The sequence below is a fragment of the Kitasatospora sp. NPDC058478 genome (assembly GCF_042720345.1).
GTDB lineage: Bacteria > Actinomycetota > Actinomycetes > Streptomycetales > Streptomycetaceae > Kitasatospora.
This window is the reverse complement of the sequence record NZ_JBHXML010000038.1, coordinates 59,176-72,882: the sequence shown is the minus strand read 5'-3', so window position 1 is coordinate 72,882 and position 13,707 is coordinate 59,176. Positions and strand designations below refer to the sequence as shown.

Annotated in this window: 10 protein-coding genes; 1 reads left to right on the top strand and 9 read right to left on the bottom strand. The window is 75.3% G+C overall.

Translation table 11 applies throughout. From position 1 onward, the window contains the following. Positions 1 to 41: 41 nt before the first annotated feature. From ACFWPT_RS22135 to ACFWPT_RS22125, 3 genes are read right to left on the bottom strand one after another with little or no spacing between them, the layout of a single operon-like run. The gene (locus tag ACFWPT_RS22135; RefSeq protein ID WP_063350413.1) at positions 42 to 1,439 is read right to left on the bottom strand and encodes an NAD(P)/FAD-dependent oxidoreductase; all 1,398 of its coding nucleotides are present in this window, start codon (positions 1,437 to 1,439) and stop codon (positions 42 to 44) included. Then, positions 1,436 to 2,842, bottom strand: coding sequence for a cytochrome P450 (locus ACFWPT_RS22130; RefSeq protein ID WP_380371794.1), 1,407 nt, complete (start codon positions 2,840 to 2,842; stop codon positions 1,436 to 1,438). The genes ACFWPT_RS22135 and ACFWPT_RS22130 overlap by 4 nt, the downstream gene beginning before the upstream one ends. Then, on the bottom strand, positions 2,839 to 4,005 hold the full coding sequence (locus tag ACFWPT_RS22125; RefSeq protein ID WP_380483642.1) for a terpene synthase family protein: 1,167 nt from the start codon (positions 4,003 to 4,005) through the stop codon (positions 2,839 to 2,841). Before ACFWPT_RS22125 ends, ACFWPT_RS22130 begins: the two co-directional genes overlap by 4 nt. 262 nt (positions 4,006 to 4,267) lie before the next feature. Here ACFWPT_RS22125 and cpt point away from each other — a divergent pair, with 262 nt between their 5' ends. Continuing rightward, a complete protein-coding gene (gene cpt / locus ACFWPT_RS22120) occupies positions 4,268 to 4,834 on the top strand; it encodes a chloramphenicol phosphotransferase CPT (RefSeq protein ID WP_380483640.1) in 567 nt (188 codons plus the stop codon). Positions 4,835 to 4,910: 76 nt separating this feature from the next. On the opposite strand, the gene ACFWPT_RS22115 is transcribed toward cpt, so the two are convergent. The 6 genes from ACFWPT_RS22115 to ACFWPT_RS22090 all read right to left on the bottom strand — a co-directional run bounded on the left by ACFWPT_RS22115 (position 4,911) and on the right by ACFWPT_RS22090 (position 13,667). Further along, entirely contained in the window at positions 4,911 to 5,675 is a 765-nt protein-coding gene (locus ACFWPT_RS22115) for a class I SAM-dependent methyltransferase (RefSeq protein WP_380483638.1), read from the bottom strand. Positions 5,676 to 5,678: 3 nt separating this feature from the next. After that, positions 5,679 to 6,449, bottom strand: coding sequence for an SDR family oxidoreductase (locus ACFWPT_RS22110; RefSeq protein WP_380483636.1), 771 nt, complete (start codon positions 6,447 to 6,449; stop codon positions 5,679 to 5,681). After that, positions 6,446 to 7,306, bottom strand: coding sequence for a TauD/TfdA family dioxygenase (locus ACFWPT_RS22105; protein ID WP_380483634.1), 861 nt, complete (start codon positions 7,304 to 7,306; stop codon positions 6,446 to 6,448). The genes ACFWPT_RS22110 and ACFWPT_RS22105 overlap by 4 nt, the downstream gene beginning before the upstream one ends. A gap of 18 nt (positions 7,307 to 7,324) precedes the next feature. Then, entirely contained in the window at positions 7,325 to 8,599 is a 1,275-nt protein-coding gene (locus tag ACFWPT_RS22100) for an aspartate aminotransferase family protein (RefSeq protein WP_380371810.1), read from the bottom strand. 128 nt (positions 8,600 to 8,727) lie between these two features. Beyond that, positions 8,728 to 13,080 (bottom strand): amino acid adenylation domain-containing protein, encoded by a 4,353-nt coding sequence (locus tag ACFWPT_RS22095; protein WP_380483632.1) that lies wholly within the window; start codon positions 13,078 to 13,080, stop codon positions 8,728 to 8,730. Beyond that, entirely contained in the window at positions 13,077 to 13,667 is a 591-nt protein-coding gene (locus tag ACFWPT_RS22090; RefSeq protein WP_380483630.1) for a DUF6309 family protein, read from the bottom strand. Before ACFWPT_RS22090 ends, ACFWPT_RS22095 begins: the two co-directional genes overlap by 4 nt. Positions 13,668 to 13,707: the final 40 nt, after the last annotated feature.

The window sequence follows — 13,707 nt, the reverse complement described above, 5'->3', positions numbered from 1 at the left end:
GCGGGAACGGGAGGTTGGGCGGTTCCGGCCGTCCGGGCCGGTCAGTAGGGCCCGGCCAGTGCGGCCACCCCCGGGAAGCGGGCGATCGCCTGGCCGGCGGTCGGCGGGTGGGCGCGCCGGGGTCGCAGTGCGCCGAGGGCCACCGCGGGTCTGGCCAGCCGGGCGGGTCTGGCGGCGAGGGAGAACACCTCGAAGTAGGCGGCCGAGACGGCGGGGTCGGTGAGGGCTGCGCCCAGCACCCGGCGGGTGTACCAGCGGGTGAACACGGCGGCGGGCCCGGCAGCGGTGGCGGGGTGGCTCGAAAGCGCGTCCGGGAAGCCCTCGTCCTGGTCCTTGGCCATGTCCCAGGGCGTGTCGACGACCCTGGCGATCCGCCGCTGGATCAGTGCGCTCACCCCCGGGTGCAGGCCTTCGCTGTCGACGGCGGCGCGGATGGCGGCGGCACACTGGGCGGCGACTGTCATGCCGTGCCCGTACACCGGGTTCAGCGCCGCCACCGCGTCGCCGGTGGCGGCGAACCCGGCCAGCTGGCCGCCCTCGTAGCACTCGTAGCGGCGCCGGCGGTTCAGCGTCCCGTGGCAGGTGCGGATCGGGCCGAGCGGGCGGGCGGCGCGGGCGAGGTCGTGGACGACCGGGTGGTCCAGCGCCTTCAGGAAGTCGTGGAACTCCCGCTCGCCCCGCGCGGGTTCGCCGCCACGGGTGCCGGAGAGCGTGACGATCCAGCGCCCGTCCTCGATCGGGATGATGGTGGCGCCCCGACCGGGCCGGCCGCGCCCCGGGACGGGCACGATGCTCACCACCGGGAAGCCCTCGTTTCCGCCCGGCGTCTCGAACACCCGGGCGGCGTAGGCGAGTCCGGCGTCCACCGTCTCCTCGCACAGTCCCTCGACCCCCAGGGCGCGCAGCCACTCCGGGGCGCGGGAACGGCGGCCGGTCGCGTCGACGACCAGGTCGGCCCGCAGGGTCTCCCGCGAGCCGTCCGGGTTCTCGATGTGGACCCCGACGATCCGGCCCGGGCCGCCCACCAGACCGAGGACGGAGGTGCGTTCGCGGACCGTCACGTTCGCCTGCTCGCGCAGCCGCCGCCGGACGACGTGGTCGAGCAGGTGCCGGCTGCACGCGATCAGGTAGGCCGGCGAGTCGAAGCCCTGGAGCCAGCCCGGCCCGAGGCGCATCAGCAGGCCGGCGGGGATCGAGCGGTAGTGGGCGCCGGCGGCGAGCAGGGCGTCGAGCGTTCCGGGCAGGACCTCCTCGACGGCGTCCGCGCCGCCGCCGAGCAGGATGTGGCTGAACTCGCCCTGCGGCAGGCCCCGGCGCGGGCCGGGCAGGACGGGCAGGACGTCCTGTTCGAGAACGGTGACGCTCCGGGCGTGCGGCGCCAGGGCGGCGGCGGCCAGCGTGCCGGCCAGGCCGCCGCCGAGGACGAGGGCCGTGCTCACCCGGCGGCCCCGGTGCGGACGAGGCCGTCACGGCGGGTCGCGCGCATCCACACCGGGCCGGGGCGCAGCGTGGCGAGCGGCAGTTCGCGGACGGTCCGGCCTGGGACGTGCTCCAGGTGCCAGGCCTGCATGATCGTGGCGAGCAGCAGGACGGACTCGGTCATGCCGAACTGCTCGCCGACGCAGCGGCGCGGTCCCGCGCCGAAGCCGATGAACGGGCCGCGCTGCGGGTGGACGCCCACCCACCGCTCGGGGTCGAAGCGGTCGGGCTCGGGGAACAGGGCGGGCTGGCGGTGGAGCAGGTAGGGGCTGTAGATGACCGAGGTGCCCTCGGGCAGGCGGTGCGCGCCGAGTTCGGTGTCGGTGGTGGTGACGCGGGTGAGCAGCCAGCCCGGGGAGTACAGCCGGACGGCCTCGCGGACGACCCGGGTGGTGAGCTCCAGCCCGTCCACGCTCGCCGACGTGCCGTCCACGCTCGCTGACGCGCCGGCCGCCGTGGTGGCGTCGGCCTCGGCCACGTCCGCCTCGGCTACGTTCACCCCGGTCGCGTCCACGCGGGCCGCGTCCACCTCGGCCCGGACCCGGTCGGCGATGTCCGGGTGCTGGGCGAGCAGGTGCAGGGCCCACACGGTGGAGTTGGCGATGGTGTCGAAGCCGGCGGCGAAGATCGTCATCACCTGGTCGGTGACCTCCGCGTTGGAGAGCGCCTGCCCGCCCGCGTCGGCGGCCACCAGCGTCGACACCAGGTCGCCCCGGTCCTCCGGATCCGCGCGGTAGGCGGTGACGACCTCGTCGACCAGGCGCACCAGCCGGGTGCGGGCGGCGTCGTAGCGGCGGTTGGCCGGCAGCGGGATCCGGTTGAGCCGGTGGGGCAGCAGCATGCGCCGGTAGGAGCCGCCGATGAGCAGGACGAAGTCGTCGACGGTCTCCTGGAGGCCGGTGAACGGCAGCCGGGTGAACAGGGTCGAGACCAGGCTGCGCCCGGCGGCCAGGCTCAACTCGGCGGTGATGTCGACCTCCTGCCCGTCGCTCCAGGACCCGGCCAGCCGTCGGGCCTCCCGGGCCATCACCTCCGTGTACCGCGCGATCCGGTCGGCGCGGAAGGCGGGCTGGACGTAGCGGCGCTGGCGGCGGTGGTCGGCGTGGGGGCAGGTCACCAGGCCGTTGCCGGCGAAGTCGCGGACCCGTTCGAACAGGAACCCGCCCTTGTCGAAGACCCGGTCCTCGCGCAGGACGTGCCGGGTCAGCTCCAGGTCGCAGACCACCACCGCCGAGACCGGCCCCAGTCTGATCTGGACGAGGCCGCCGTACCGGGGCAGGGAACGCAGGAACGCCAGCGGGTCGCGCAGGAACGGCACCAGGTGCCCGAGCAGCGGCAGACCGCCGGGCGGACGGGGGATCATCGCGGTGACTCCGTACGGTAGCGGGCGGCCGTCGCCGTCCAGTGGATGAGCGCGCGGGTGAAGCGGACCAGCCCGAGGGCGAAGGCCCGGACCTCGCCGGGCGACGACGGGTCGCGGGCGATGCCGTCCGCCAGGAACTCCAGCGTCGTCGACTCGGCCTCGCACAGCGCCCCGAGCCGGTCCGACGCCTCTTGGGGGGCCAGGCCCTCGTGGACGGTGAACGAGCGCAGCAGGTTCTTGCCGTTCCCGGCGGCGGACTCCCCCTCGGCGGAGTAGAGGTCGTTGACCCAGCAGACGACGTGGTTGAAGCGCATCAGCAGGTCCGCCACCCTCGGGTGCCGGAACACCTCGTCGGCGAGGTCCAGGCCGTGGGCGAGTTCGATCCAACCCGCCGCGCACGACACGGCGCCGTCCTGGTCCCGTCGGCGCAGGTACTCGGGGACGGTCTGCACGGCGCCGGCCCCGAGGTCGTGGAAGGGGGTGTCGCGGAAGGGCGCGTCGCGGAAGGCGGTGTCGCGGAAGGCGGTGTCGCGGAGCGAGGCCTCGTCGAGGTAGCCGAGCGAGGTGTCCAGGTACGCGCGGAAGTACGCCGCGTAGCGCGCCCGCCACTGCGGCGGCGTCAGCTCGACCGTCTCCCGCCACAGCACCGCGAACGCCTCGACGAGTGCGTCGCCGGGCGGCTCGATGCCATCCCAGCCGCCGTCCGAGGCACCATCCGGGCCACCGCCCGGAACGCTGTCCGGAACGCCGTCCGAGCCACCGCCCGGAACGCTGTCCGAGTCGACGCCCGAACCGCCGTCCAGGACGTCCGTGAGCGCCCGGACGGTCCGCCGGGCCGCCGTGACGGGCCGGCCGATCCACTGGTCGTCGAAGCGGTCGTCGAGGATCCAGGTGAGCACCAGCCATTTCGCCGCCGCGACCAGCCGCGGCCCCCGGGGGACGTCGCCCCACGCCTCCGCCACCAGGTCCAGGTGGCCCTGTGCCAGGAACCCTTGGACGTCACCGCCGAGCACCCCGCTCGCCACCAGCCACGCCCCGACGTCGCGGCGGAGGGCGCCGGCCTCGCCGTGCGGCGCCGGTCTGGCGACTCCCGCGAGGAGGTCCGGGCCCCCGGGGTGCTCGGCGGCGAGGCCACACATGCCGCGGTACGACGAAACGCCCATGCCCGTGCTCCCCCTCGCTCACCACCTCCGACCGGCCGGTCGGAGAAGGACCAGTCTGGCCAGCCACCGCGACTGTTCAAAGCGCAACCATCGCTTTTCCCCCGCACGAGTGATCGCGCCGTCACCACGTCGACACGGACCGTGACCGTTCCCCGCGTGCCGCCCGGCCCCTCCCGGCGCGCCCCACCCGGCGGCGGCCAGGCTCTCGCCGGGCGTCCGATATCCGGTTGGGACATGGCACCGGGATCGCTACGGTGGCGGGATGGCGACTCAGGTGATTGTGCTGAACGGTGGTTCCAGCTCGGGCAAGTCCGGGATTGCCCGGTGTCTTCAGGCGGTGCTGCCGGAGCCCTGGCTGACGGTCGGGGTCGACACCCTGATCGAGGCGATGCCCGCGTCCCTGCACGATGCGGACGGGGGCATCGGTTTCGCGGCCGACGGCGGGGTGAGCGTCGGGTCGAAGTTCCAGGCCTTGCAGGCGGCGTGGATCGCGGGGGTCGCGACCATGGCGGGGGCGGGCGCGCGGGTGATCGTCGACGAGGTCTTCCTCGGCCGGGCTGAGTCCCAACTCCGGTGGGAGAAGGCGCTCGTGGGACTGGAGGTGCTGTGGGTCGGGGTCCGCTGCGAGGCGGCGGTGGCCACCGGCCGGGAGCTCGCCCGGGGGAACCGGATCCTGGGGATGGCCGCTTCGCAGGCGGAATTGGTCCACCAGGGCGTGCGCTACGACCTGGAGGTGGACACCTCGCGCACCGAGTCGCTGGAGTGCGCGCGGAGGATTGCCGCCCACCTCGGAGGCGACGCCGCCGGATCCGCCCCCGTCGGCGGGTGACCCGGGGCCTGGCCCTGGACCTGGCCGACGCAGACTCGGCGTCGGTCAGGCCCAGGGCCAAGACTCGGGCCTGAGGTCAGGGGTTCTCCCGGTGCCGCCACCGCACCGGGTCGGCGGCGCCCGGCACCGACGCGTCGGCTCCCGGCGCCCCGGCCCGCGCCAGCGGCCGGTAGTCGGCGCACGACAGCACGAGCAACTCGTTGTCCCCGGGCTGGAATTCGTAGTCCACCCGCTCCACGTGGCTCGGGATCCCGAGGGCGTCCAGGTGTTGGCGCAGCCCGTCGAGCTCCCCGTAGCGGACGCCGGTGTCGTACACCATGACCGGGAAGAGCCGGACTTCGCGGCGGGCGATCCGGGCGAGTTCCAGGAGGGCCGCCAGGTGGAAGTCCCCGTCCAGCCGGTTGCCGTAGGAGAAGAGCAGGTGCGAGCTGAGGACCAGGTCGAAGGAGTCGTCGGCGAAGGGGAGTTCGGGCAGCGAGCCGGCGACGTAGCGGTCCGGGCGGGCGGCGATGTCGGCCTGGAAGTCACGGGCGTTGGCGATCCACTGCCGGGTGAGGCGGTCGGGGTCGCCGTACCACGTCCAGACGAACTCCGGGGCCTCCCTCACCAGTTGGTCGCGCTTGTGCCGGGTCTCCCGTTCGACGAGGACGCCGAGGTCCTCCCGGTGGTGGGCGTACTCGCGGTCGACGGCCACCGCGTCGATGCCGCGCCGGCCGGCCTCGGCCGTGAAGGCGGCCGCGCCGCCCGGGCAGTCCAGGATGCGCCGGCCGGGGGCGAGGTCGCCGTCGGTGAGCGCGAACATCGCGCGGTACTCGTCGAAGGAACGTGCGCTGACCAGCACGGTTCAGCCCCTCCCGATGTACGGCATGGTGGTGGGCAGGACGGTCAGGGACTGGACGTTGGTGTCCGGCGGCATCGAGGCCATCAGCAGGACGGCCTCGGTGAAGCGTTCCACCGGGATGGTCGCCTCGACCGCCATCGTGCCGTCCGCCTGCATGGCGGCGGGCTGCGGGCCGCCGTCGACCGGGGTGACGTTGCCGACGTCGATCTGGCCGACCGCGATGCCGTGCGCGCGGCCGTCCAGGGAGAGCACCTTGGTGAGGCCGAGGACGGCGTGCTTGGCGGCCGTGTAGGCGATGGAGTTGGGCCGCGGGACGTGGGCGGACGGCGCGCCGTTGTTGATGATGCGCCCGCCCTGCGGGGACTGGGCGCTCATCACCCGGAAGGCCTCGCGGGCGCAGAGGAAGCCGCCGGTGACGATGGTGTCCAGGACGCGGTTCCAGTCCTCGAACGGGGTCTCGGTGATGGGTCGGCGCGGGGCGGCGGCGCCGGCGTTGTTGAACAGCAGGTCGACCCGGCCGAAGCGGTCGCGGACGGCGTCGAACAGGGCCGCGACCTCCTCCGGTTGGCGGATGTCGGTCGGGACGGCCAGCACCCGGGCGGGGTCGACGTCCGCGAGGGCGATGGTCTCCTGGAGGGCGTCCTTGCGCCGCCCGGCCAGTGCGACGGACCAGCCGGCGCCCAGCAGCGCCAGGGACACGGCCCGGCCGAGCCCGCTGCCGCCGCCGGTGACGACGGCGGTCCGCCCGTGCGGTGTCTGCGCGCTCCCGGTCACATGTCCTCCGTGTTCATCCAGATCCGCAGCATCCGCCGGGAGTTGGGCGCCGGCTCGTCCACGTAGGCCGAACGCCCGTGCAGGACCCGGCTGTTGCGGATGATCAGCAGGTCTCCGGCGGCCATCGGGAGGCCGAAGGCGATCTCGGGCCGGTAGAGCACCTCGTCGAGCACGCCGAGCGCGTCCCACTGACGGTCCGTCAGCGGCGGGCCGCCGCGGTCGGGGGACGAGCGGACGGTGCGCGTCTGGTAGTAGCAGGCGATGGTCCCGTCCTTCTGGGTGTAGAGGATCGGGGAGACCACGACCTGGGGCCCGGCCCGACCGGTCCGGTCGAAGGTCCACTCCTCGGTGAGGGTGGCGAGGGCGTCCGGCCGTTCCCGCCCGATCAGGTCGTAGACGTGCCGCGCGCTCGCCAGCTTGGTCAACCCTCCACCGTTGTAGGCGGGTTGGATGCAGAGCAGGACGAGCAGGTCGCAGGTGTCGCAGTGGAAGCCGAGTTCGGTGTTGCCGTCGCCGTCCTGGTCGCGCAGCACCTGGGTGAGGTCGCCGCGCCCGTTCTGCGGGACGATCTCGCCGAAGTCCCGCAGCAGGAAGGACAGGGCGGCCGCGACCTCCTCCTCCGGGGCGGTCGGATCCATCAGCCCCACGACGTGGGCGACGCCGACGGAGCGGGCGCCGCCCTGGACGAGCGCGCGCAGCTTCGCCCGGACCGGCTCTGCCGCGCCCCACCGCTCGGCCCGCGCGTCCGCCCAGAGCAGTTGTCGCTCCCCCTCGTCGAGCGGGAGCGACCACAGCTCCCGCCGAGCCTCCAGCTCCTCGCTGCTCCAGCCGATCTCGGACACCGTGTCGTCGTACATGTGCGGAACCACTCCTCTCTACCGCTGGGCGGCGGCCGCCGCCACCGCCTTGGACCAGAGCGCCAGCGCCTCGTCGACCTGCCCGGCCGTGACGGTCAGCGCCGGGATCATCCTGACCACGTTCAGGTGGACGCCGCAGATCAGCAGCAGCAGGCCGAGGTCGGCCGCCGCCTGCTGGGCGCGCTTGGCGGTGTCCGGGTCCGGGGAGCCGTCCGGGTGGCAGAACTCGTTGCCGATCATCAGCCCGAGGCCCCGGACGTCGGCGACGCCCGGCGCTCCGGCGGCCACCGCCCGCAGGCCGTCCAGCAGCCGCGACCCCTGCTCGGCGGCGTTGTCGACCAGTTGCTCGTCCCGGATGACGTCCAGCGTGGCCAGCGCGGCGGCGCAGGCGACCGGGTTGCCGCCGTAGGTGCCGCCCTGCGAGCCGGGCCAGGCCCGCCGCATCAGGTCGGTCGGCGCGGCGATCGCGGACAGCGGGAAGCCGCTGGCCAGGCCCTTGGCGGTGATCAGGACGTCGGGCACCACGCCGTCGTGGTGCAGGTGGGCCCAGAACCGGCCGGTGCGGCCGAAGCCCGTCTGGATCTCGTCGACGACCAGCAGGATGCCGTGCCGGTCCGCGCGCTCGCGCAGCCCGGCGAGGAACCCGGCGGGCGCGGGCACGTAGCCGCCCTCGCCGAGCACCGGTTCGACGAACATCGCGGCGGTCTCGGCGGGGGCGCTGACGGTCGCGAGCACCTGGTCGAGCCCGCGCAGGGCGTGCTCGACGGCCTGCGCCTCGCTCAGCCCGAGGCTCAGGCCGAGCCGGAAGGCGTCGGGGAACGGCGCCACCGCGACACCGGGCATCACCGGGCCGATGCCCGCGCGGAAGCGGCTGCCGGCCGTGGTGAGCGCGGCCGCGCCCATGGTGCGGCCGTGGAAGGAGCCCTCGAAGACGATCACGTTCTGCCGGCCGGTGGCGTGCCGGGCGAGCCGCAACGCCGCCTCCACCGCCTCGGTGCCGGCGGTGGCGTAGAACAGCGAGTCCAGGCCGGGCGGCAGCACCTCGCCGAGCCGCTCGGTGAGGGTGAGCAGGGGGTCGTGCAGCACGGTGGTGTACTGGCCGTGGATCAGCCGGCCGGCCTGCTCGCGCACCGCCTCGACCACGCGCGGGTGGCAGTGGCCGGTGCTGGTCACCCCCACGCCGGAGGTGAAGTCGAGGTAGCGGCGGCCGTCGGCGTCGAAGAGGTGGAGCCCTTCGCCGCGGGTGGCGACGACGGGGGTGGCCTGCTTGAGCACCGGGGACAGCTGGGACACGAGGTCCGCCTTCCATGGGTCTGGGGGTACGGGTCGGTGGGGGCGCGGCTCACGGGGCGCAGCTCACGGGGCGCCGGCGCGGCGGACGGATCGGTACGGCGGACGGGGGTCAGTGCGGCGGACGGGGGTCAGTGCGGCGGCGCGACGGGCGGCAGGTAGCCGGCCTCGGCGGCCCGGGTGAGCGCGGCCGACCACCACTGCGGGGTGGGCTCGGCGAACCGGACGCCCAGCCGGTCCAGCACGGAGGTGGTGTACGCGCGGTCCACGAGGACGTTGCGCTCCTCCTGGAGGGACCACGCGGCGGCCAGCCCCGCCGCCGTCGGGTGGTCGCGTTCGGCCCGGGCGATCGCCGCCGCGAAGGCCTCGTCGTCGGTGAGCCGGACGGGGTGGCCATGGCCGGCGAGCCAGCGGACGAGTTCGTCGTGCGGCGTCTCGTGCGGGCTCTCGACGTGGTAGGCGCCGGGCGCGGCGTACGGGTCCAGCGCGATCGCGGCGATCCCGGCGGCCACGGTGTCGACGTAGGAGAACGCGTAGGTGGTGCGCGGCCGGCGCGGGGCGGCGCCGGCCAGCAGGTAGCCGCGGATCAGCTGGTAGATCCGGTTGTCGCCGATGTTGGCCTGGAAGGCTCCGGTCCGGCTGTGCGCCGCGATGTGGCCGCTGCGGTACAGGTAGGCGGCCCGCCCGGTGGCCGCCCAGGCGCGGACGGTCTGCTCGGCGGCGAACTTGGTCCGCTCGTACGGGGTGCGGAAGTGCTGGCCGATCCGCAGGTCGGCCTCGCTGAAGCGGCGGGGCGGGCCGTCCACGCCGCCCGCGACGGCGAGCGTGGAGACGTGGTGGACGCGGGCCGCCGGGGCGTGCTCGTCGATCCAGCCGAGCAGCCGCCGCACCGCGGTGTGGTTGGTCCGCTCCAGGTCGTCGGGCGAGGCCACCAGCCGGACGTCCGCGGCGGCGTGCACGACGAGCTGCGCGCCCCGGGCCCGCGCCAGTCCGGCCGGGGACAGGCCCAGCCCCTCCCGGTCGATGTCCCCGGCGACGACCTGGATCCGGCCGTCGTCTGCGCCCGCGCCCGCGCCGACGCCCGCGCCCAACCGCCGGACGGCGCCGGCGTCGTGCTCGGCCCGGACCAGGCAGGTGACGTGGGCGCCCCGCTGGACGAAGGCGTCGAGCAGGTGCCGCCCCAGGTAGCCGGTGGCGCCGGTGAGCAGCACCCGGGCGGGTTCGCGCACCGTGGTGCGGGCCGCCGGTACGGCGGGTGCCCGGGTGCCGGGGTGGAGCAGCTGGCCGGAGGTCGACAGCGGCGCCCGGACGGGCCGGGTGGCGGTACCGGCACCGACACCAGCCTCGGCACCGGCACCGACACCGGCCTCGGTGGCCACCGTCCCGGCGAACGCGGCGACGATCCGCTCGGCGGCGGGGTGCGGCAGGCCGGGCCACCCGTACACCAGGTCGGCGACCAGCCGGTTCTCCACGATGCGGGCGGTGAGCCGCAGGTCGTACAGCGGGTCTCCGCCGGTGCAACGGGCCACTCCGGCCTGCTCGTCCGCGACGGTCCAGTCCAGTGCGGGCTCCTCGGGCAGCCGGAAGGTGCCGAGGAAGTTGAACCCGGCGGCGGGGCGGGTGCCGGGTGCGTCCATCGCCTGGACGGGGGCCTCGCGCAGGCGCTGCGCGGCCCCCTCGGGGCCGGCCGACGCCTCGACCACCAGCCGCTTGACGGCGGTGAACCAGCCGACGGTGTCCAGGAATTCGCCCGGATCACCGGCGGTGTCCCGGCCGTGGGTCTCCACCTCGACGGGCAGCCGCGGGTGGCCGCTCCAGCCGGTCACGGCGTCGGCGAAGGCGGCCAGCAGGAAGGCCTCCAGGCCCGTCCCGCCGCCGTGGCGGCCGACCAGCCGGGCGGTGCCGTCCTCGTCGAGCGTCCAGCCGACGGCCGCCGGCTGCGCGCGGACCACGGATTCCGGCGCGGACGCCGGAGAAGCGGATTCCGGCGCCGGGGGCGGCGGCGCGGCGGCGGCCCACTGGTAGAAGTCCGGGGTCGGCGGCAGGTCGGCCGGCTTCTGGTCGAGCACCGCCCGGTAGGCGTGGGCGAGGTCGTCCAGCAGGATGCGCCAGGACAGCCCGTCGACCACCAGGTGGTGCGCGATCAGGGCGAGCCGGTCGTCGGTGCCGGGCGGGCCGGTGAACAGGTGGGCGCGCAGCAGCCGGCCGGCCAACGGGTCGAGGCTGCGGTGGAGTTCGGTGCAGACCCCGGCGACGGTCTCGGCGATCGGGGCCGTCCCGCGCGGGATCCGGGAGAAGGACAGCGGGTCGAGGTCGGCCACCGGCCGGGGTGCGCCGTAGCCCTCCGGCGAGACGGGCCGCCGCAGCGCCGGGTGGCGGTCCAGGACGGCCACGAGGGCGGCCGAGAGCGCGGCCGGGTCGACGGCCGTCCGGCAGCGCAGCAGGACGGACTGGTTCCAGTGCCGCAGGTCGTCGACGGACTTCTGGCGGTACAACCACCGCTGGGCAGGGGCGAGTCGACTCCCCCGGTCGCCGCTTCCGGCCCGCCCGGCCGGAGCGGCGGCCGGAACCGGAACGGCTGCGGCGGCCGCGGCCAGGCCGTGCGCGGTCGGGTGCCGGTAGAAGTCGTCGTAGTGGACGCGCAGGCCCGACCGGCGCAGGAAGGCGACGGTGCGCATGGCGAGGATGGAGTCCCCGCCGAGGTCCAGCACGTCGGTGTGCGGCCCGACCCCGGGCAGGCCCAGTGCGGCCGCCCAGAACCCGGCGATCGACCGGGCCAGCGCGTCCCCGTCCGAGGGCGGCCCCGACTCCGCCCGGGCCTCGACCAGTTCGGCGACCAGCTCGGCCAGCCGCTCCCGGTCGAGCTTGCCGTTCGGCCCGACCGGAAACTCCGGCAGGGTCAGGATCGGCTGCGGCACGGAGTAGCCGGGCAGCCGGTCGCGCAGGTAGGAGCCGATCCCGGCCAGCCCGGCGCCGTCGGCCGACAACCGTACGGCGGCCAGGAGTTGGTTCCCCACGGCGGTCTCCCGGACCAGCACCGCGGACCGGGCGACGCCCGGGAAGTCGTCCATCGCCCGCTCGATCTCGGCGAGGTCGACCCGGTAGCCCCGGATCTTGACCTGGCGGTCCACCCGGCCGAGGAAGACCAGGCTCCCGTCCGCCCGGCGGCGGCACAAGTCTCCGGTGCGGTACATGCGTTCACCGTCGTGGCGGACGAAGCCGCGCGCCGTCTCGGCGGGCCGGCCGAAGTAGCCGGCGCTGACGCCCCGCCCGCCGATCAGCAGCTCTCCCACCGCACCGTCGGACACCGGCCGCCCGTCGCCGTCCAGCAGGGTGAGCCGCACCTCGCCGATCCCGGTGCCGATCGGGACGGTCGGCTCCTCGGCCGGCAGCTGGCGGGCGGTGGCGGCGAGGAAGCAGGTGGCGCCGACGGTCGTCTCGGTCGGGCCGTAGTGGTTGACCAGCCGGGCGGTGACGCCGGTGTCGAGCAGGGCGGCCGCGAGCGGGCGCGGCAGCGCCTCACCGCCGAGCAGCACGGTGTGCAGGGGCGGGGCGTCGCCGGGCCGGCCCTCCAGCAGGACGGTCAGGTGCGAGGGGGTGGTCTTCAGCACGGACACCCCGGCGCGCCGCAGCGATGCCCAGAACGCCTCCGGGTCGCGCACCTCGCCGTCCGGCACCACGTGCACCGAACCGCCGACCGCGAGGGCCAGCAGCCAGGCGGTGTGGCCGAGGTCGGCGGCCAGCGTGGTGACGTGCGCGACGCACGGGGCGTCGGTCTCGGTGAAACCCAGCCGGTCGGCCAGCGCCCGCGCGTAGTGCACCGCGTTGGCGTGGGTGACGGCCACCGCCTTGGGCTCACCGCTCGACCCCGAGGTGAAGGACAGGTACGCGGGGTCCTCGGCCGCACCGAGCATCAGCTCCTCGGCCCCGCAGAGCATGAGGTCACCGGCCCTGCCGGGCATGAGGCCACCGGTCGTACCTGGCGCGCTGCCCGGTGCGTCGGGCAGGCCCTCGGGCCCGGCCAGCCGGTCGACGTCCACCACCTCGGCCGGATGGCCCTCCGGCCCGGGGAAGGCCGCCTCGGTGCTGAGCACCCGGCCGATCCGGACGGCCGCCAGCCGCCGGGCGAGGTCGGCCGCCGACCAGTCCGGGTCGGCCATCACCGCCGCCGCGCCCGAGCGCAGCACGCCGTGCAGCAGCACCAGCATGCGGGCGTCCCGGGGCCCGAGCAGGGCGATCCGGTCGCCCGGGCCGGTGCCGGACGCGGCCAGCCGGGCCGCGATCCGGCCCGCCGCGGCGTCGAGGGTGCGGTAGTCGAGGGTGCGGTCGCCGTCGGTCAGGGCGGTCCGGTCCGGGTGCTCCCGGGCGAGCCGTAACAGGAACCCGGACAGCGACCGGGCGGGCGACGCGGCCTGACTGGACGGCGTGGGCGGCGTGGACGATGCGGACGGCGTGGACCGGACGTGCTGCGTCGCGAAGGTCACTCCGGCTCGCCTCCCGTCCGGGCCGCCCGCCCGGCGCGGACCGACCCGGTCGCGTGCGGGTCCACGACCAGGGGGTCACCCGCGAGGAACGCGTCCAGGCGGGGCCGGTCGGGCAGGCGTCCGGCCAGCTCCCAGGCCAGCATGCGGTGCAGGCCGTCGATGTGGATCAGTCCCTCCCGGACCAGCAGGTCCGTGTAGTCGGAGTGCTCGACCGCGCCGGTGCTCAGGTAGACCGGGGTGAACGGGGCCCACCGCAGCAACCGGAGCTTGGCGGCGCAGACCGGGTTCGCGGCCGACCAGGCGGCCTCGTCGGAGCGGATGCGCACGGCCGCCTCGGCCACCGTCAGGCCGGAGCGGGGCACGAGTTCGCGCGCGCCGCCCTCGCTCAGGTGCCAGGGCAGGACGACGCCGAGGACGTCCGAGCGCGAGAGCCGGACGCGCCACCAGCCGCCGGGGATCCGGCCGGCGCGTTCGACGTTCTCCTCGCCGTCCCGGTTGCTGTTCGCCTCGTGGGTGCGCTCCACCGGGTGGTCCCGCAGGTAGGCGTGGTGGACCTCGGCGTAGGCGACGGCGGTGACGATCTCCACGCGGTGCTCCTCAGACAGTTCCGATCAGGCTGTTCCGATC